Origin of the sequence: Dictyobacter arantiisoli, from assembly GCF_008326305.1 — a bacterium.
GTDB classification, from domain to species: Bacteria; Chloroflexota; Ktedonobacteria; order Ktedonobacterales; family Ktedonobacteraceae; genus Dictyobacter; species Dictyobacter arantiisoli.
Window position 1 is genome coordinate 1 of record NZ_BIXY01000055.1, and the last position, 19,220, is coordinate 19,220.

17 protein-coding genes are annotated in these 19,220 nt (G+C 47.0%); 9 read left to right on the top strand and 8 right to left on the bottom strand.

Annotation, left to right across the window (positions count from 1 at the left end; genetic code table 11):
* Nucleotides 1-267 precede the first annotated feature (267 nt).
* Nucleotides 268-999 (bottom strand): urease accessory protein UreG, encoded by a 732-nt coding sequence (gene ureG, locus F1593_RS17435; protein ID WP_149402843.1) that lies wholly within the window; start codon nucleotides 997-999, stop codon nucleotides 268-270.
* Nucleotides 1,000-1,057: 58 nt separating this feature from the next.
* The gene (ureC, locus tag F1593_RS17440; RefSeq protein ID WP_149402844.1) at nucleotides 1,058-2,782 is read right to left on the bottom strand and encodes an urease subunit alpha; all 1,725 of its coding nucleotides are present in this window, start codon (nucleotides 2,780-2,782) and stop codon (nucleotides 1,058-1,060) included.
* Between the two features lie 398 nt (nucleotides 2,783-3,180).
* On the opposite strand from ureC, the gene F1593_RS28420 reads away from it, so the two are divergent.
* Both F1593_RS28420 and F1593_RS17445 read left to right on the top strand, forming a co-directional pair.
* Nucleotides 3,181-3,354 carry a hypothetical protein gene (locus F1593_RS28420; protein ID WP_172632205.1) on the top strand — a complete coding sequence of 58 codons (174 nt, stop codon included), beginning with the start codon at nucleotides 3,181-3,183 and terminating at the stop codon, nucleotides 3,352-3,354.
* 426 nt (nucleotides 3,355-3,780) lie between these two features.
* Complete coding sequence (locus F1593_RS17445; RefSeq protein WP_149402845.1) at nucleotides 3,781-4,422, top strand: DUF4388 domain-containing protein; 642 nt, start codon at nucleotides 3,781-3,783, stop codon at nucleotides 4,420-4,422.
* A gap of 329 nt (nucleotides 4,423-4,751) precedes the next feature.
* On the opposite strand, the gene F1593_RS17450 is transcribed toward F1593_RS17445, so the two are convergent.
* The 4 genes from F1593_RS17450 to F1593_RS17465 form a co-directional block, all read right to left on the bottom strand.
* Nucleotides 4,752-5,699 carry an aldo/keto reductase gene (locus tag F1593_RS17450; protein WP_149402846.1) on the bottom strand — a complete coding sequence of 316 codons (948 nt, stop codon included), beginning with the start codon at nucleotides 5,697-5,699 and terminating at the stop codon, nucleotides 4,752-4,754.
* A gap of 114 nt (nucleotides 5,700-5,813) precedes the next feature.
* Nucleotides 5,814-7,268, bottom strand: coding sequence for an ABC transporter permease (locus F1593_RS17455; RefSeq protein ID WP_149402847.1), 1,455 nt, complete (start codon nucleotides 7,266-7,268; stop codon nucleotides 5,814-5,816).
* Nucleotides 7,269-7,282: 14 nt separating this feature from the next.
* The gene (locus F1593_RS17460) at nucleotides 7,283-8,215 is read right to left on the bottom strand and encodes an ABC transporter ATP-binding protein (RefSeq protein WP_149402848.1); all 933 of its coding nucleotides are present in this window, start codon (nucleotides 8,213-8,215) and stop codon (nucleotides 7,283-7,285) included.
* A gap of 447 nt (nucleotides 8,216-8,662) precedes the next feature.
* Complete coding sequence (locus F1593_RS17465) at nucleotides 8,663-9,856, bottom strand: hypothetical protein (protein WP_149402849.1); 1,194 nt, start codon at nucleotides 9,854-9,856, stop codon at nucleotides 8,663-8,665.
* Between the two features lie 530 nt (nucleotides 9,857-10,386).
* On the opposite strand from F1593_RS17465, the gene F1593_RS17470 reads away from it, so the two are divergent.
* Nucleotides 10,387-10,650 carry a 4Fe-4S dicluster domain-containing protein gene (locus tag F1593_RS17470; protein ID WP_149402850.1) on the top strand — a complete coding sequence of 88 codons (264 nt, stop codon included), beginning with the start codon at nucleotides 10,387-10,389 and terminating at the stop codon, nucleotides 10,648-10,650.
* Between the two features lie 340 nt (nucleotides 10,651-10,990).
* Here F1593_RS17470 and F1593_RS17475 read toward each other — a convergent pair whose 3' ends face one another.
* Nucleotides 10,991-12,481: a sugar porter family MFS transporter gene (locus F1593_RS17475; RefSeq protein WP_172632206.1), complete on the bottom strand. Its 1,491-nt coding sequence runs from the start codon at nucleotides 12,479-12,481 to the stop codon at nucleotides 10,991-10,993.
* 381 nt (nucleotides 12,482-12,862) lie between these two features.
* On the opposite strand from F1593_RS17475, the gene F1593_RS17480 reads away from it, so the two are divergent.
* From F1593_RS17480 to F1593_RS17495, 4 genes are all read left to right on the top strand, one after another.
* Entirely contained in the window at nucleotides 12,863-13,570 is a 708-nt protein-coding gene (locus F1593_RS17480) for an urease accessory protein UreF (RefSeq protein WP_149402852.1), read from the top strand.
* 116 nt (nucleotides 13,571-13,686) lie between these two features.
* A complete protein-coding gene (locus tag F1593_RS17485; protein WP_172632207.1) occupies nucleotides 13,687-14,520 on the top strand; it encodes an urease accessory protein UreD in 834 nt (277 codons plus the stop codon).
* Between the two features lie 56 nt (nucleotides 14,521-14,576).
* Complete coding sequence (locus F1593_RS17490) at nucleotides 14,577-14,879, top strand: urease subunit gamma (RefSeq protein ID WP_149402854.1); 303 nt, start codon at nucleotides 14,577-14,579, stop codon at nucleotides 14,877-14,879.
* A gap of 117 nt (nucleotides 14,880-14,996) precedes the next feature.
* Nucleotides 14,997-15,320, top strand: coding sequence for an urease subunit beta (locus tag F1593_RS17495; RefSeq protein WP_149402855.1), 324 nt, complete (start codon nucleotides 14,997-14,999; stop codon nucleotides 15,318-15,320).
* Between the two features lie 110 nt (nucleotides 15,321-15,430).
* Here F1593_RS17495 and F1593_RS17500 read toward each other — a convergent pair whose 3' ends face one another.
* The gene (locus F1593_RS17500; RefSeq protein WP_149402856.1) at nucleotides 15,431-16,375 is read right to left on the bottom strand and encodes a DMT family transporter; all 945 of its coding nucleotides are present in this window, start codon (nucleotides 16,373-16,375) and stop codon (nucleotides 15,431-15,433) included.
* Nucleotides 16,376-16,609: 234 nt separating this feature from the next.
* On the opposite strand from F1593_RS17500, the gene F1593_RS17505 reads away from it, so the two are divergent.
* Both F1593_RS17505 and F1593_RS17510 read left to right on the top strand, forming a co-directional pair.
* Nucleotides 16,610-17,629 (top strand): LacI family DNA-binding transcriptional regulator, encoded by a 1,020-nt coding sequence (locus F1593_RS17505; RefSeq protein WP_149402857.1) that lies wholly within the window; start codon nucleotides 16,610-16,612, stop codon nucleotides 17,627-17,629.
* Between the two features lie 596 nt (nucleotides 17,630-18,225).
* Nucleotides 18,226-18,846, top strand: coding sequence for a response regulator transcription factor (locus F1593_RS17510; protein WP_149402858.1), 621 nt, complete (start codon nucleotides 18,226-18,228; stop codon nucleotides 18,844-18,846).
* The last annotated feature ends 374 nt before the right edge of the window (nucleotides 18,847-19,220 follow it).

Here is a 19,220-nt window from a genome sequence, read left to right on the forward strand (position 1 = left end):
ATGGCGTGAGGGGACATCGACATGGAGGCTCTCCTTTCTTTAGACTGGACTCATTCTCTTGTGATCTCTATCGTAGCAAATTTCCGCCTGATTTGCACCCTTGGTAATTTAGCAACAGTATCACCTCGGGTGCGAAAAATCATGCGCGAAGATTGTGGAAACATGGCAGCCTGGTACCTTCTATTCGAAAGTACATATGATTGGGAAAGGTAAAGATTCTATCCCAATCATATGTAAGCCTGTGCTTCTCACTTTATTGGTTAAACATCAATGGTTATGCGCGTGTTCATGTATATGCTCATGACTGTGATCGTGTTCATGGCTATGCGGTTGACCGACATAGGGGGCATGGGCGTCGATAATGCTCCGTCGTTGCTGGCTGGGCACGTTAAGATGTTGCTCAAGCCAATTAATCACAGTATTCAGCCCGGTTTCATCTTTAAGATTTGTAAAAACAAAAGGACGTTCACCGCGTTTTAAGCGGGCATCGCGCTCCATAACTTCCAGCGAAGCTCCCACGTATGGTGCGAGGTCAATCTTATTGATAATCAATAGATCCGAGCGCATGATGCCCGGTCCTCCCTTACGGGGTATTTTGTCGCCACCAGAAACATCAATGACATAAATTGCTACATCGACCAGTTCGGGGCTGAAGGCTGCCGCCAGATTATCACCGCCGCTTTCGACAAAGATCAGCTCTAATCCCGGCAAACTTTCTTCCAGGTCTGCAATCGCTTCCAGATTCATCGAGGCATCTTCGCGTATCGCTGCATGAGGACAGCCACCTGTTTCGACACCGCGTACACGTTCCAGAGGCAAAGTTCCCTGCCTCAATAGAAATTCAGCGTCCTCTTTCGTATAAATGTCGTTAGTAACTACCGCTAGATTATAGCGTGGCCATAAATGCTTGCTTAAGCGATCCACCAGAGCTGTTTTCCCACTTCCCACTGGTCCAGCGATGCCCACACGGAAAGCGCGTACAAACTCATTATCTGACATATTTTAATCCTTTCAGGTGCTCAGGCAGAGCAAAGAAAATTATCCTCTTGCCTGTATCTTAAAATAAGAAATAGCGTTGGGCTAATGGCAGAATTGTGGCTGGTTCACAGGTAAGCAGCTCGCCATCTGCTCGTACCTCGTATGTTTCGGGATCGACCTCAATCTCAGGTGTTGCTGAGTTATGGATCATGTTAGCTTTCCCAATAGTGCGACAATTCTCAACGGCCACAGCTAGTTTATGTAAGCCGATACTTGTCGGCAAACCGCCTTCCAGGGCTGCTTTGGAGACAAACGTCAGACTGGTTGCGGCTGTTGCGCCACCAAATGAACCAAACATAGGACGATAGAGAACGGGCTGTGGTGTTGGGATGGAGGCATTGGCATCGCCCATTGCGCTCCATGAGATAAAGCCACCTTTAATGATCATTTCCGGCTTGACGCCAAAGAAGGCGGGACGCCATAACACTAAATCGGCCAGCTTGCCGGGCTCGATTGAGCCGACATGTTGGGCAATACCATGAGTGATTGCGGGATTAATCGTATATTTGGCTACGTAGCGTTTCACACGGAAGTTGTCGTTACGGTCTGTGTCTTGAGGAAGCGCGCCACGTTGCACCTTCATTTTGTGTGCCGTCTGCCAGATCCTGGTTACTACCTCGCCAACGCGACCCATCGCTTGAGAATCACTGGAAATCATGCTAAAGACGCCCAGATCATGCAATATATCCTCAGCGGCAATTGTCTCAGGACGAATGCGACTTTCCGCAAAGGCTACATCTTCAGGTACCTGTGGATTGAGGTGATGGCAGACCATCAACATGTCCAGATGTTCCGAAAGGGTATTGGTAGTAAAGGGCATGGTGGGATTGGTAGATGAGGGTAATACATTCTTGTGAGAAGCAATGCGGATGATATCCGGCGCATGGCCGCCACCAGCACCCTCCGTATGATAGGTATGAATGGCGCGCCCTGCAATGGCTGCGATTGTATCTTCCACAAATCCTGCCTCATTGATTGTGTCGGTATGAATGGCAACCTGCACATCATAAGCATCTGCGACCTTGAGGCAGGTGTCTATGGCTGCGGGCGTGGTTCCCCAGTCTTCGTGTAGTTTTAAACCGCATGCTCCGGCTCGAATCTGTTCGATCAGTGGCGCTTCCGTTGAGGTATTTCCTTTGCCCAGGAAACCAAAGTTTACCGGCCATGTTTCAGTGGCTTGTAACATACGCGCCAGGTTCCATGCGCCAGGTGTACAGGTCGTCGCATTTGTGCCTGTCGCTGGTCCTGTTCCGCCACCAATCATCGTAGTGATGCCGTTAGACATCGCTTCATAGACCTGTTGTGGCGAAATAAAGTGGATGTGCGAGTCAATGCCACCCGCGGTGACGATCATATTTTCGCCAGCCATTACCTCGGTTGAGGAACCAACCACCAGTTCAGGATCAACGCCATCCATCGTATCAGGATTGCCCGCCTTTCCCACTTTGACGATACGTCCATTTTTGATACCGATATCGCCCTTGACGATTCCCCAATGGTCGATGATTAATGCATTTGTAATGACCAGATCAAGTGCGCCTTGTGATCCTTCACGGGTCGCACGGCTGCTTTGTCCCATGCCATCCCGGATCACTTTTCCTCCTCCAAATGTGATCTCATCGCCATAAACGGTATAATCACGTTCAACTTCAACGAGCAGTTCTGTGTCTCCTAGCCGCACGCGATCACCAGTTGTGGGACCATACAGGTCAGCGTAGGTTCGACGGGGAATATGTAAGCTCATACCGTTACCCTCTCAATTTTAGAACATCAAAAACATGCAAAAAAGTTCTCTTTCTTCTGCTCTTGCTCTTTCATTATAACATTCTATAGCTTGCTTGTTCAGCTTCTTTTGCTGATCATATTGTGGAAGTTGCTAACAAATAGTACCTATTGATGATCTTTTAAGAACGAAATAGCGCTGGTTTCTGGAGCATTCCAGTATATTTTATTAAAAATTTAATATCTTATCTATTGACAATGATATTTTATGCTCTTAAAATCTAATATGCGTAGTTGCATATGAAAAATTATGCTCAAATATCGCGTATCAATGGTTTCCCTGGCAAAAGAGTTTTTTCGCAAAGCTTCTTTTTTGAAGGAACGCTGGTTTGATAGCCCCAAAGAAAAAGGAAAGAGTATATGCAAGGTACTTCAGCAATACCTCTTAAAGAGACTTTTGATGTACTCTTTAAGACGGTGGAAGATGTTGCTTTATATGCAGATATTATAGAACCTGCTACGCATCCAGATGAAAGTATGCAAATAATCAGATCTGCAACCCTGGGCTTCTTTCAAAAGCACCTGTTCTCCTAGAACATCATTTGAGGCAGGATTTTGATTTGTATTTTCCTTTTCAAATAATTTGTTATGCATCCGGGCCGCTTGATCCCAATTTGATGTATACGCCGGTCAGGACCATTCCTATCTCTAATGTGATAAGCGTTGTCTTGATGCATCAGCATTAAACGCACTACATTGATTGAGACGCCAGATGTCAAAGGAGAAAAGCTTTACTGGAATGAATTATACCGATACTTGAAAATTATGCTTGATTCACTGTATCAAAATGTGCAAGCCATAAATGTATTGTAAAAACAGAAAAAGGTAGTTATAATAGTCACACTGTTATTTTTCGCTATCTTATTCAGATCGCCTGAACAGGATGGACAATTGGTCCAGGCACAATCGAGTGGCGCTCTGAAAATATAAAAACTCATTGACGAGTAGAGTGGTGTATCTATGTCTCAACCAAGAGAAACAACAACCAATAATCTGGCTGATGTGATCCAGGTCATTCAGATTGGACATCGAAGCGGTACTCTAACGGTAGAACGTGGTGAGGGAAATGCGTATGAAGAGGGGGAAATAGTGTTCGCCAATGGTCAAATTGTGAATGCACAGACGGGCACGCAAAGCGGGCCAGTCGCACTTGGCTGGCTGACTACCTGGACTAATTGCCGCTTTGCGTTCAATGTGGAGTCATCAACAACGACTCCGCGTCCGCCTTTTCAACCATCGGGGCATTCACCGTTGAGCACTCGGCCAGGATCGTCTCCTGCACGTACCAACACTAATAGCAGCGGGAACTTTCGGCCCATTACCACAGCTTCTATGTATGGGCAAAACACACCACGTACCGCAAGTACCCCGAGCATGCCCAATCAATTTGTAACCCAGATCCCTTACCGTATCCGCACAGATAATAGTGTACTTGCCTATATTGAACAAGTTGGATTAACACGCGAGCATCGTCGTTTATTTATGCTCATTGATGGGCAACGCACGACGCATGAGTTGGTAGGTTTAATGGGGAAGAATCTGGATAAAATTGTAGAATTGTTAAATGAATTAGAAAGGGCGGGAATTGTCCATCATCGTTAGGAGCAATGCATGAAACAGGGTGGAGCGCCTATGCCTGAACGTATCGCTGTCATTGGAAATGCTGATGATGGCAAATCTTTATGGTTAAGAAGCTGGGAAACATGCTCCACATCCCTGTCTATCACATCGATCATATTCAGTGATGACTGTAGTTCTCTTGCTCTTGCTACTCTTTATTGATAGGGTCTCACTGGCTTCCAGTGAAAGAACCGCTCAGAGATCGAACATCGATAGATACAGGAATGTAGGGGGATGAAGAAGCCCATAGATATGTAGATATGAAATACATAACCTGTGTCTATGGGTTTCGGGAGATAGATGTAGAGTTGCTATGCCTGGCGTATGGCTTCAATCTCGTTCCAGAGTTCAGAGGGGATTGAGACTTGTGATAGGCGTACCGTCTCATTCACACGCTCAGCACGTGACATACCGATCACCGTTGAATCAATACGAGGGTCACGCAGTGAGAATTGCAGTGCAACCGCAGCCAATGGAACACCATAGCGTTCACAAGCTTCCTCAAATTTGAATGCTCGCGCCAGATATGCCTCGGAAGCCTGCTCATACTGATAGCGTGGATAGTTTTTTGGACCTTTCGCCAGGATACCACTACCATAGGGAGCGGCATTGACTGTTCCTACTCCATGTTGCCGACAGAGATCCCAGAACGCATCAGCCTCCGTATCCAGCAACGTATAGCGGTTATGTGAAATAGCGGCTTCGAAGATATTGGTTTCAACAAAACGCGACATCAGATCAATTGGACCACCGGCCACACCGAGATGTTTGATTAATCCCTCTTCTTTTAAGCTCTGTAGGACCTCAACTGGTCCACCGGGAGCCATGGCTGCTTCAAAGGTGATATGTTCTGGATCATGCAAATAGACCAGCGGCAAGACATCCAGACCAAGCAACTTCAGGCTGCGCTCTACACTGCGGCGCATCTGAGCACCCGAAAAATCACTGGTATGTAAATCCCGATCCGCTTTGGTTGCCAGTACATAACCTCCTGGCACTCCTCCCAGTTCTTTGAGCACGATACCGATACGGCGCTCGCTCTCACCATCGCCATAGGATGCTGCGGTATCAACGAAGGTAATTGGACTACGAAAGATAGCTCTTACCGTCTCCAATGCTTGCTCTTCGCCCACCGAATAAGCAAATGTCTCAGGCATATCTCCTAGCGGAGCACAGCCCACACAGAGAGCCGATACCTGTAAGCCAGTTCTCCCCAATGTACGTAGTGGGAAGGATGATTCAACATCAGAATTTGTCATAACCTGCTCCTTAGCTTGGATTCCTGGTGATAAATAATTGCTACAAAAATAAGTATACCTCTTAACCGAAAGAGGTATACAAACAACCGCTGTTGGATAATGAACCCATAGAGATTATGCGCGCATTAGTTTTATTAATTGTCGTAATCCTGGCTTCTGACCATAGAGCAGGATTGAGAAGCGATAGATCCGTGAGGAAATCCAGCCACATATCACGATGAAGATCAGTAGCAGTCCGATACTGAGCCAGAGTTGCCAGGCAGGGACATTGCTAGTCGCGATCCGCATGAGCATCATCGTTGGTGTCCAGAAAGGGATCAAGGACATGACCTGGAACCAGGTTGCGGTGGTCGAGGTAGAGCCGCCGATAAAGCTTGCCATGTAGCCAATCATAAATAGCCCCGACACCGGTCCAATCGCGTTCTGTACCTCATCCTGACGTTTCACCAGTGATCCCAGTGCTGCAAACAAGGTGGCATAGAGGAGAAATCCCAGTATGAAGTAGATCATTAAAAAAGCTAACAGCGTGGTTGAGGTATGCAGAAAATCAATGCTGTTCAGTATTGAGCTGGAGCCATTTCCAAGGGATAATAAAGCTTCCAGTGGTTTCTGTAGCAATAAGCCGATATAGCCTACCACCGTCAAACAGATCATTTGAGTCAGGCCAGCCGCACCGATACCTAGAATTTTACCCCAGAGCAATTGAAAGGGTGTCGCCGCGTTGACCAGAATTTCCATTACACGCGTGCCTTTCTCCTCCGCTACCCCCGTCGCTATCCAGATACCATAGAGATAGACCGCCGTAAAGATTAAAACGATACCAACAACACCAATAAAATAGCCTGAGAGATACGCGGCTAGCGAAGAAGGACCTTGATCTGCCTGTGTATGTACCACCTGAAAATTCGTTGCCGCAAAGAGTTGTTGTGTCTGTACGGCTGATAATCCCAGACGGGAGGAGCGATCCAGTACACTCAATTGTCCCGCCATCGTTTGAATCTGGGTTAAATCGCTATCATCATAGCTACTGGAGGTCAAGGCAGTATAGTAGGTAAATTTTACATCCTGTGTGTTTGTACGCGTGAGTACAAGCAGCACGCTTATTTTGCCAGTTTTAACCTCATTCTGGAGTTTGGCCTGATCATCGGGGGCGCTTGCTTGCAGTGTAAAATGAGAAGTCGAGTTTTTCTGACTTTTTGTTTGATCCGGCGGGGTGGTTGTTCCATTTAGCGAATTGCTGATATAGTGCAGTAGTGGATCACCATCCAATCCTGCAACTGAACCTGCATTATTAACCACTGCCACTTGAGATGGTGTGTTGGTGTGGGTAGTGAAAAATTCAATGGCCGTGGGTACGCAGCTTCCCAGGAAGATAGAAATCATCATCACAATTGTGGAAATGATATAACTACGTTGCGTGACGCGATTTTTATATTCGCGTCGTAAGATCAAACCGACATTGTGGAGCGTATTACTACGTGTATCACCACCTGAGCGGACCGCCAGCACACTTTGGTCGGATAGTGAAGATCCGGTTGACGAGGGAGGCACTTCAGTTGTATTTGACATTATCTCTTTCCTTATCAGGCAATAGTAGCAGGAGCATCCGGCAGGGCGATTTTTCCTACGCGCTCAATGAAAATGTCCGTTAAAGATGGTTCTACCAGCTCAAAGCGACTGACATGGCCGGCATGGCGCAGAGCCTCCTCAAGAATCACATCAGGATTAAAATCGTTCCGTATCTGCATCTCTATATAGTCTTGCCGTCGCTTGGTTACCTGTACACCCTCCAGCGCATCCAGCCAACTTGCCTCGGCATCGTTATCGAGTTTTAAGCGTACCGTATTGCGCCCATGCTGTCGCCGCACCTCCTGGACATTTCCTTGCACAATCACTTCACCCTTATTAATAATTGTAATGTCCTCACACATTTCCTCAACCTGATCCAACTGATGGGTTGAAAAAATGATCGTTTTCCCACGTCGATGCATCTCTAGAAAAGCATCTTTAAGGACAATTGCATTCACTGGATCAAGTCCACTAAACGGCTCATCCATAATAAGAATTGAGGGATTATGGAGAATCGTTGCCAGAAATTGCACTTTTTGCTGATTACCCTTGGACAAGTCCTCAATCTTCTTTTTACGATTGGCATTGATCTGGAAGCGGTCAAGCCATTCATTCAGCTCTTTTTTTGCCGCGCTTTTTGAAAGGCCATTTAATTGTGCCAGGAACATCAATTGTTCTTCAACCGTCATCTTAGGATAGAGGCCACGTTCTTCTGGCAGATAGCCCAGTTCACGGCGCTCGAGGTCATGTATAGCTTTTCCATTCCAGGTAATTTGTCCGCTATCAGGACGAAAAATATCTAGAACCATACGCATGGTCGTTGTCTTGCCCGCTCCATTTGAGCCAAGCAATCCGAACAGCGCCCCCTCCTTCACCTCCATCGACAAATCCTTCACCGCTTGAAATTGCCCGAAAGATTTGTATATATGCTCTACAAGCAGTCCCATATAGTAATCCTTAATGATGTATAAAACTCAAATTTAAAGCGGAATATCAGCGTAAGTTATGCTAACTATTGTATTTTCTATTGTGATACTACTAGAAAAAGCTTAGCCAGTATAGATAGACGTCTAAAAAGCCATAAATTAAAATCTTGCTGCCACTTTATCAACATCTATAAATAGATGATTGTAAGGGCACATGAAGAGATTATGTAAAAGAGCAATTTAAGTCAGATATACTATAAAGATCATTCTGCACAACTATCTGAAAGGAATCATTATAGTGTTAACGGATCATGAATCTTCTCAGTGCATGAAAATCCAACCACTTTAAATCAAAACCGTCCTATGGGCTATTTGATAACGATGATGCGACAGAACTTGCTGATCTTTGATCATAGCTTCAGGTCTCGTCTCATCATTGATGTGCATGTCGATATGCTGTTCGTGTGCTTAACGGACGACAAAATAGAGCGTTTTTGCTAACTGGTTGTTCCACCATAGTTCGGCCCGGCACTCGGCTGGTCGGGGGAAGCGCATCTCGAATAGACCGTTGCGATTCTCATTCGATTTCAAATGTTTCACCTGGATCAGGGGACCGCTCTGTTGCAGAAAGAATTGCTTATTGGTATACCACTTAACAATAACCCGTCCATCTTGTTTGGTTGGTTCTGCTGTATACGTTAAATAAACAGATTGGTTGGTTGTGAAGTCCTGTTGTGTGAGTGGAGGTTCCAGGGTTTTTGGATCATAGCGTGACGAGGTTGTCGCGGCTGGAATGAAAGCAGCGGCAGGCCCATTGATCTGTGTTTTGGATGGCTCTGGTAGACCGGGTTCTGGGTTGGCATTGACATTACTTAAGGTATGCCCGATACCAAAGACACTCAGGATGCCTGTAGCACGCACAACATAGACACTGCCTGTACACAGCAATGCCATGACTATTAATACGCTCAGCAGGCCGCTGATGATACGCTTACGTGGAATCAGCGGTCGTGGGGTAGTGTACGTGGGTGCGATATGCACCACATCCTGCTGTACCATTTCAGGAAGGACTTGCTGGATGGCTTGCTCTGATACTAATTGTAGTGCTACTGTTGGTTGCCGCCCATCCGCTTGAAATTGAGCAGGAGACTGATAGAGGGCAGGGAGCTGAACAAAATCACCCGTGTCAGGAAAACTCTGCTGGGGAGGTAATGCCTCCTGCTGTGGAGTAGCGGGCAGCGGGGTGTAAGGTGCTCCCTTGCCTGGTTGTAGGGGTTCGTGTACCGCCGCAGGCGCTTCCATTTCCATGGACGAAGTAAAGGATTGCTGGGGAGGTACTGACGTACTTGTTTGCCACCAGGGAAGCGGAAAATCCTCCTGTTCAACTGTAACATCTGGCCCCTGTTCCATTTCAGGAGCTTGCCAGGTCGCGGCGGGATTACCAGTAGATGGTGTTTGCCAGGCAGGTTTAATATTATCAAAAGAAAGCTGAGGGACAGCATCATCCCATTGTGTAGAGGATGTGGCAGGAGATTGTGTCCATGAAGCGCCAGAGCCCCCATCAGGTATACGTTTGCTTTTTAGTAAGGGTGAAGGTGCGCCACAGTTATGACATGGAGCTTTATTCTCTTCACGTACCATCTTACAATGTGTACAGAACATGTTCACCATCCGTTTAATATATGTCAATTTATTTATCTTTTATTTTCATTAAGCTAACACTAACACCAATGCAACAGATAAATCAAGTCCATGACCATTATATCAGGACAAAATATCTATTTTTCTCTCTCCAGCGCGCCAAAAATCCTTTGCATATTATACAAGCGAGCATAAGTAAATTTCTTGAAAAGCAGGAAGTATTCATAAATATCTTAAATGATTTTAGTATGATATTAAGTAGCCTGTACTCTTACTGCAAGTATATTCATACCTGTAATTGTAGAGCTTGTGTTAGAGATAAATGCCATGGAATGGCAGTAGTATAAAAAGAGAAAAGCAGTTATACATTATGCAATTAAAATTTACCAGTTTAAAAGCCCTTTAGCATTTCCTATTATGATGATGTATAATAGTAGAAGCAAAGAGCAGAAAAACCTGCCGAAGAACATTTACATCAGGCATGAATTGTACAATAATAGGGAGAAGGGTCATTCTTCCCTGCTTGATAATCTTGAAAGGATTTTTTTACTATGGCTTATGTAATCACTCAGCCTTGTATTGGCACCAAAGACGCTTCGTGCGTAGATGTCTGTCCAGTTGACTGCATTCATCCAGGACCCGGCGAAGATGGGTTTGATGATAATCAGCAACTCTACATCAACCCTGACGAATGCATCGATTGCGGAGCATGTGAGCCTGCCTGCCCTGTTACTGCCATCTTCGAAGAATCTGCGGTACCTGCTGAATGGAAGCAGTACATCAAAATCAACGCAGATTTCTTCCAGGGTGCATAACCACTCTATTTCATATCTCAACAAAAAGTTGAGGATTGACAAAAAATAGGGTAAACAATAAAGTGATATCTCTTGCAAGGCCTCTCCCTGGAATATGAGTGTATACCTGGGATGCAAGGGATATCATCTTTTTTTGTCCAGCCTTTTCCCTGGTTGAGTGAGACGATTGATCTGCGCAAAGAAAAGAATTTTTTTGAAACTCGGGTCACGGAGTATCAATCGGGTTCAGCCTTGCAATGGGATTAATGCAGCGCTGATGGTAGAGATGTATAAGCGTACAGGTGGACACTGTTATCTACCTGTACATGCAGCGTCGCAGCGTCTGATATCCTCTCTTATTTCAGGCGTCAGAGAAGGGGGTGAGATGGGCCATTGAGGTGACCGGCTCAGTTTCCTCAATCTCTTCCCAATGGCGACCATTTTGCCAGTAGAGTTCAATCTGTTCCAGGCTTTTGCGGCGCGTTTCCGGGACCAGTGTGAAGCAAAAGATAATCGCTATCACTCCCATGAGGCCATAGAGCCAGAAGGTAAAACTTTTGCCAATGAGATTGATAAGCGTTAAAAACGTAATACTGATCAATAGATTCGCGCTCCAGTTGGCGAACGTTGCGATGCTGGCTCCTGTCGAGCGTAGATGGGTGGGAAACAATTCGGCGCACATAAGCCAGAAGACAGGCCCCAGGCTGAGTGCAAAGGCGATAATATAGATGAGTAGCACAATGAGAATGAGATAGCCTGCATGCTGTGCTCCCAGTTTGAAAATGATGCCCAGTGCGGATAAAGCCAGTACCATACAGGCAGTGCCCCCGATTAAGAGAGGACGACGCCCGATACGGTCGATCAGCATGCCAGCAATAATCGTCGTCAGGACATTGACGACCCCGACAATACTGGCGGCTAGAATTGCACTTGAAGCTGAGGCAAAACCAGCATATTCAAAAATAGTAGGCGAGTAATAAATGACCGTATTAATCCCAATCACTTGCTGAAAGATAGCCAGACCTACTGCGACCAGTAGTGCCATGCGTAAGCCGGGTTGGAACAGGGCTCGCCAGGATGCTTGCGCTGGTTGCTGATTAAATGACCTGCGAATCGCCTTCCACTCCTGAGCCGCCTCTTCAGGATGAAATAAACGTTCCAGGACCAACGCTGTATCCGACCAGCGCCCTTTGCTTGCCAGCCAGCGTGGAGACTCAAGGGCAAAGAACATACCCAGAAGCAATAATAGTCCGGCAATAGAGGTGACCGCATACATAGGAGCCCAGCTCATATGCGCACTGGCGAAAGCCAGATCCACCCAGTACGCGCTGGCAATTCCGATTGTAATTGCCAGTTGATTAAAATTGACCAGCATACCGCGTAGACGTGATGGAGCGATCTCTGAAATGTAGACTGGCACAACGCTGGCTGTGGCGCCAATGCTCATACCTACCAGGAGACGCAGCGTAAGAAACATCGGCCAGCTTGTTACCTGTGATGTGCATAAAGCGCCCACAGTAAACATACTGGCGGTAATTAGTAGGGTACGACGGCGACCCAGGCGATCACTCAGCTTACCCCCGCCCAGCGCCCCGATAGCAGCCCCAAGTAAAGCGATACTGACCGTCACCTCTTGCATCCATGCATTCAACATAAATTGGACCCGTAAGAAGAGCATCGCTCCTGAAATGACCGCTGTATCATAGCCAAAAAGCAAGCCACCTAATGCTGCAATACTTACCACAACATAGAGAAGGACACGTTGTCGCCAATGGCCCTGAGATCGCACTACAAGTTGCTCCATTTGCGATGATTGAGAGTTATCATCACTCCTACCAGCACGTTCTTTCATCACATTCCTCCTCCACATCATTTGGCTTGCTTTAAAGGCAGATTTCGTTGTTCCAGCGATTTCTCTGTAATAATGACAAGCGATTAAACTGTTTTCATACACTCATTATATATATCAAGCAAAAAAGCAATCCATTGCAGCAAGATGTTAATGAATAATCAAATAAATACCCCCTGTGTGATTGATTGATTGATCAGATTGGCATGAGTATGGGGCGCAATCATACTTTACTTCCCTCTTCCACCACCACCCGGAAGGACGGAGAGCCTCAGAGCAAGCGACAAAAATTACAATTTGGCAGAAACACCTGCTAAATTGTAATTTTTCAGTCCCTGAGGTAAACTACACAAAAATAGCTTTGATCAGGAAGACGGGGACGTTATGGAGATCGCTACCCTGCCATTTCTACGCCTGCTCCAATTAGCCGATAGTGCATTACCCATTGGCTCTGCGGCCCATTCCTATGGCCTGGAAAGTATGACGGTCGAAGAGCATCTCACAGTTGCACAATTAGAGGATTTCTTGCGCATCTATCTGGCCGAAAATGGTGTGCTAGAAAGCACCTTTTGTCGCCTGGGTTATCGGCTGGCGGAGCTGACAGATTCCACGCAGTACATGGAGCAATGGGTCCAGCTCAATACTCGTTTGAGTGCCTACAAAACAGCTCGCGAAAGTCGCACAGCCAGCGCTACGCTTGGACGACGCCTGTTACAACTTGTCGCATCCCTGGAAGATGCAGCGCAGCTCTATCAGGCGCTTGCCAGTGCGAAACGTGAGCATACAGATAATCACTACAGTATCGCCTTTGGTCTGGTCGGAGCCATCTTGAGGGTCGACGAAGATGTTGTCGTCCTCGCCTATCTTCAACAATCTCTGACCGGCCTCATTTCTGCCTGCCAGCGCCTGCTCCCATTGGGACAAAATCAAGCCAGCGGCATGCTCTGGCACTTGAAAAGTAGCCTGATTGAGATCGCGGAACAGAGCGAGCGAGCCAGCGAGCATCCCGATGAACTGATGCTTTTTACCCCTTTACTCGATATTGGCAGTATGAGCCATCCCTTACTGGACACACGACTCTTTATCAGCTAAGGCTTTGCAATTCTCAGATGATACAATTGAATTATAAATAGTAGCGTGCAAGCTAGAAAGTCGAGTAGTTTTCCATTCAAACGATACATCCATCAACATCATCTGTCATGGGGAGCTTGAGTCTCGGTTTCAAATGTTCTGAAGAGACACAGCAAACGCAATTATATGTGTATGAACAACAGCCACCGCTCAAGGTGATTCGCGCCTTTCCTTTGCCTGCTGGTGGTGCTCTGGTCCATCTGCATAATATTTCTGGTGGCGTGCTGGGAGGTGATCAATTAAACATCGCAGTTGATGTCCAGGCAGGGGCCTATGCTCAACTTACCACGACCAGCGCGACGCGCCTGTATCGTAGTCGAAATGGTGTCATACCAGCGCGCCAAACAACTCATATCCACGTTGCAGAGCATGGCTTGCTTGAATATGTACCTGATCCGTTGATTCCCTTTGCGGGCGCACGTTATCAACAGCAGACGCGTATTGAACTGGCAAGGGGAGCTGGTTTGTTGTGGTGGGAAACTGTTGCGCCAGGACGCGTTGCACGCGGCGAATTATTTGCTTATGATCTACTCCAATTAGAGTATGAGATCAGCGTAGAGGGCAGACCTATCGCGCTGGAAAAGATCAAGTTGGAGCCACGGCAACGATCCCTATCCTCACTGGCTCGGCTGGGCCCTTATCACTATTTTACGAGTTTCTATATCTGTAAAGTTGGACTGGACGCGGCATACTGGCTGAGTTTAGAAAAGGAATGCAGTTTGCTGGCACAACAGCTCACGTGTGCCGACGAGATACGCTGGGGTGTCAGCACCCTGGCGGCCCATGGGATTGTGGTGCGCGCCCTCAGCAAACGCGGCACAGCGCTGGCAGGGGGATTACATGCATTCTGGGATATGGTCACACAGGCGCTCTATGGACGAAAATCTATTCCTCCCAGGAAAATTTATTAAGCCTGGATGTAACGTAGAGAGCTTGCCGCAAAGGCAGGCCAGAAGAGGAGACAGCCATGTTACTCACTCAACGCGAACAAGAGAAACTCCTGATCTTTGTTGCCGCAGAATTGGCACGGAAACGTCAGACCCGCGGACTCAAGCTTAATTATCCAGAAGCCATCGCCATTATCAGCGCTGAAATCATGGAAGCCGCGCGGGATGGTAAAAGCGTCGCCGAGATCATGACCTTCGGCACCACTATCCTCACGCGTGCAGACGTCATGGAAGGCATTCCTGAAATGATCCATGATGTGCAGGTCGAAGCCACCTTTCCCGATGGCACCAAACTGGTAACCGTACACGATCCAATTAAATAATCTTTATTTTCCTGAAATTGGCAGCAATTTCATGGTTCAGGGCGCTCCGTTAGGAGCATGGCTTATTTAGGGGAACAGAATAGAACAGAACAGAACAGAACAGAAGGGAGCACACGCTTGAAACCAGGAGAATATCTACTCAACGAAGCTGCCGGTGATATCGAGCTCAATACCGGACGATCCACTACCAGATTGCTGGTCAGCAATTCAGGTGATAGACCGATACAGGTAGGCAGTCATTTTCACTTCTACGAAGTCAATTCAGGCCTCTACTTTGAGCGACAACAGGCCTACGGCATGCGCCTGAATATCGCAGCCGGAACAGCAGTCCGTTTTGAGCCGGGAGAAGAGAAAGAAGTCGAACTTGTCACCTTCGGCGGAGCCAAAATTATCTATGGACACAATGGGAAGGTCAATGGTGCCCTAAAAGCGCAACAATAAATCCCATGTAATAGCCACTCTTTACGTAGCTACATGGATTCCAGCTGCCCCAAAGAAGGCTCGTCCGCGAGGGATCGGGCCTTCTTTTCAAGCCTTATATGGTACGGATGTCAATGAAGAATGCCTTCTTGTGGAGCTTCCTGAGGGATGACGACCCGCTTTTTCGTCGCTGCCCGCTGTGTAGCGGTGAGAGCTACAACACATCCGCCCGCGAGTGCGATCATGCCCCCGCTTATCTGGAGTAGCGAAAGAGAATCACCCAGTAACAGGATTGCAAAGATAGTTGAGAAGATCGGCATACTCTGCATTACCGTCGCTGCTTCCCAGCCCTGTAAATACTTCAGGCTTTCTTGCTGCGTAACGTAGGCGATACAGAAGTTTGAAATGATATAGATCGGCATAATCCAATAGAGCGCGCTAGAGATATGCGGCGGGATCACAGCTTGCCGGGTCGCCAGGATGGGTAAGACCACCAGTGCGCTGATCAATAATTTCCAGACAATCAGCGGTAATGAGTCGATTTTAGGTGCCAGTTGCTTGGAGGGAAGGATCGCGTAACCAAAGCCGAGTGCACCCAGCAGCACCAATCCATCCCCAATATTTAAGCTGCCCCAGACAGAGGTCTGCATATTCTTGATCACAACCAGCGCGCTGCCCAGCAGGAGCAAGAGAATGCCAGCGATCTGTTTTCGATTCAACTTTTCGTGTAAGAAAATAACCGCAAATAAGATCGACGAGATGCCCTGAAACTGAAGCAGGAAGCCAGCTTTAATCGCACTGGTCAAACCCAGACCGATAATTACGCAGCAAGCTGGTAGCGCGGTCCCCAGCACTGACACTAACAGGACATTCATCCAATCGTCCCGCTTCAAATTCGTGCGTAGCGAAATTCTGCGCATGCTCAGAAATAGAAGCAAGAGTATACCGCCGAGCAAGAAATTTAAGAATGTCACCAGAAGAGGATGCAGGCTTGCGGTTGCCAGTTTGCCCAGTACGGTTCCCAGCCCAAACATACAAGCCGTCGCCAGCGTCAGCGCTATCCCTCTTGTTTTCACAATCGTTCCTTTCACATCATACGTATGACTCTATGCTAAAAGCATATGTCATACGTATGATGTTGTCAAGCTAACGCAATTCCTCTGAAATTGGGAGCAAATTCAGGAGAATGCCTGGAATGATGTTTGAACCGTATTGGGGTGCTCCCTTAGGAGCATGGCTTATGAGGGATCGTCAAAGGCTGCACTTTGAGATACAATAAGAAGTGTATTCTGTTTAATTGAAGGGGCATAATGGTACGAGGAAATGATCGCTGGAGCGTTACCAGTATTGACGTTGCGAGACATGCGGGCGTATCACAGTCAACGGTATCGCTGGTGTTTGCTGGCAAGGCGGAGGGGCGCGTCTCTCCTTTGACTCAGCAAAAAGTCTTACGCATTGCGGAGGAATTAGGGTATCGCCCCAATATCGCTGCTCGCACGTTGCGCCTTGGTCATACCAACATTATTGCATTTGTCATTCCTGATGTTACTAATCCATTTTTCGCGGCGGTCCTGAAAGGTGCGGAGCAAGCAGCCAGAGCGCATGATTACGCGGTCATCCTGGTAAGTACGGATAACGATCAGGCCTGGCAAGGCGTGGTGATGGATGCTCTGACGACCCATTCTATCGAAGGCTTTGTGTTGTGTGCTGTACGTCCACCTGATAATCTCGACCTTTCGTTGTTACGTGGGCGAGCCCTGATCGTAGATGACACCTATCCTGATCTGACTGCGCTTCAGCTCGATATTGCCGGGGGAACGCAAGCGGCCATGCAACATCTTATTGAACTCGGACACCGCAAGATCGCTCATCTGGCTTCCCGACGGGATACCGCAACCTTTCGCCTGCGGGGCATGATCTATGAGCAGACTTTAAGCCAGCTTGGCGAGCCTATTCGCGCTGAATATACCGCTCAGGCCGCACTTGAGCCAGAGGATGCCTTACAGGCTGCACGCCAGCTTCTCCAGGCCACAGATATCCCAACGGCGATTTTCTGCGATGATGATTTGCTGGCAATTGGCGTCTACAAGGCTGCGCGAGAAATGGAGCTGGCGATTCCTGGGCAGCTCTCAGTGGTTGGCTTTGGCGGTGGACTCATTGCCCAGACGCTGGCCCCTGATCTTACCACTGTCGCCATACCAGCTGGCCGCTTAGGCGAACAGGCGCTAGAGATACTCTACACCATCCTTAATACTACCCAACCAGTAGCATCCGCCCTGATGCCTCTACAGCTCCGCATCGGAGACTCAACCGCTCTGCCGCGCCCGTGAACACTCAACCAATAGCTATTATCAGATCTGATCCGGTTTTATGCTGCGCTCAAACTCTCCCTACTGGCGTGCCTCATTAAAATAGCTCTCATTCTTTATTATGAAGTTCTGTCACACGCCCTGCTTTCTTGCATGTTTGCGCCTGCGAAAGAGGAACGGCGTTGTGCATAGGAAGATGTCATTAAGATGATACATGTTTGTATAATACTTGATCTCTTAATGTCATTGTTATGTCATCCATTTTCCTGTATTCTTCTTTATTAGAAGAATACAGATGTCGATGGTTGTATACCTTCATGCAACATTGCGCACTATATGGGATGGAGGCGCCGAAGAGGACCAATCCTGAGTGTGTTGTGAGAATACAAGCTGCTTCACATCCGCATCGTTTGAGATATTGGATGGCTCTAGGGTGGGAATTTCATATCGAATTTCATTTCCTATTCCTGATCTATCTTCTTCTATTGATTCCACCGATTTGGCAAGAACTTGTGCTCGATCATACCGTTTCCTGAAGTGAATGATGGGTCTTCCTCACGCTTAAAAAATAACTGTGATTATATTTACAGCGCTTTCATAGAGGAGCATATACTGTAATGGAACAGAGAATTCTGATTGCTGAGCCACGCGAAGTAATACGTACTGGTCTTCGAGTTATTCTTGAACAGGATGAGCAAATTAAGGATATCTATGAAGCACTTACCAGTGAAGATCTACGGAAAATGCTACATAGCTATAGTTGCGACTTGATTATTATTCACCAATCGTTTGCGAGCGATTGTGCTGTTCTTCCCATGAATAAATTTATTCTCCTGGTTGATGAGCCAGATATGGATCTCTTCCTGAATGCATATAAGCAGAAGGTTCGTGGTTACCTTTCAACCAGTCTCTCCTCTGAATTACTCTTTGCTGCTATCCATACTACAAAAGGGAGCTGTCTCCTTGATCCGGTATTCCTGCCCTGGATGATGGAGCATATGTTTACTTATATGCAGGATGCTCATGAGGTTAATTCACTTTCACCTCGTGAACGGGAGGTGGCTCAATTGATGAAAAATGGTATTGATCGTCGAACTATTGCTCAACAACTTCATATTTCCGAGGCAACCTTAAAAACGCACATTAAGAACATGGTTCGTAAGCAGGGAGAGATACAGCAAGCACCGAATATCCTTCCATATCAATCAAAGTCGAGGCTCTTGAAACAGAGCAACTAACATTTTATCCAGGGAAGAGGAAGGTAATAGAATGCTCATATGATAGCACGCTTGCACCTTCTTCTTTTACCTCGTTACGATGATCAATACGTATTTTACATTTTCTGTAGAAGATCTGAATGATCGCATTTATCGCATTTTAGATGCTCAAGCAAACAGTGTTAGTCGTTTCTGGCAGCTATTGTCTCAGTATGTTCCGGACCTGAGAATATATCAAGTAGCCCCGGGGGCTCGATTAGCCCCGGGGAAGACGTTTTTCGAAGAGCTTATTCGACATATACTCACCTATAGGAATCCTCTTACCCCTTTCCTCTACAATCCTTTCGAATTGTTGCCTGGGTAACACTAGAGAATGAACCCATTGTTTGGGGTAG

Coding starts and splice junctions, on each gene's coding strand:
- F1593_RS17445 (WP_149402845.1), top strand. CDS start 3,781: ATGTCTCAACCAAGAGAAACAACAACCAATAATCTGGCTGATGTGATC.
- F1593_RS17465 (WP_149402849.1), bottom strand. CDS start 9,856: ATGTTCTGTACACATTGTAAGATGGTACGTGAAGAGAATAAAGCTCCA.
- F1593_RS17490 (WP_149402854.1), top strand. CDS start 14,577: ATGTTACTCACTCAACGCGAACAAGAGAAACTCCTGATCTTTGTTGCC.
- F1593_RS17510 (WP_149402858.1), top strand. CDS start 18,226: ATGGAACAGAGAATTCTGATTGCTGAGCCACGCGAAGTAATACGTACT.
- F1593_RS17505 (WP_149402857.1), top strand. CDS start 16,610: ATGGTACGAGGAAATGATCGCTGGAGCGTTACCAGTATTGACGTTGCG.
- F1593_RS17460 (WP_149402848.1), bottom strand. CDS start 8,215: ATGGGACTGCTTGTAGAGCATATATACAAATCTTTCGGGCAATTTCAA.
- F1593_RS17480 (WP_149402852.1), top strand. CDS start 12,863: ATGGAGATCGCTACCCTGCCATTTCTACGCCTGCTCCAATTAGCCGAT.
- F1593_RS17470 (WP_149402850.1), top strand. CDS start 10,387: ATGGCTTATGTAATCACTCAGCCTTGTATTGGCACCAAAGACGCTTCG.
- ureC (WP_149402844.1), bottom strand. CDS start 2,782: ATGAGCTTACATATTCCCCGTCGAACCTACGCTGACCTGTATGGTCCC.
- ureG (WP_149402843.1), bottom strand. CDS start 999: ATGTCAGATAATGAGTTTGTACGCGCTTTCCGTGTGGGCATCGCTGGA.
- F1593_RS17475 (WP_172632206.1), bottom strand. CDS start 12,481: ATGAAAGAACGTGCTGGTAGGAGTGATGATAACTCTCAATCATCGCAA.
- F1593_RS17450 (WP_149402846.1), bottom strand. CDS start 5,699: ATGACAAATTCTGATGTTGAATCATCCTTCCCACTACGTACATTGGGG.
- F1593_RS28420 (WP_172632205.1), top strand. CDS start 3,181: ATGCAAGGTACTTCAGCAATACCTCTTAAAGAGACTTTTGATGTACTC.
- F1593_RS17455 (WP_149402847.1), bottom strand. CDS start 7,268: ATGTCAAATACAACTGAAGTGCCTCCCTCGTCAACCGGATCTTCACTA.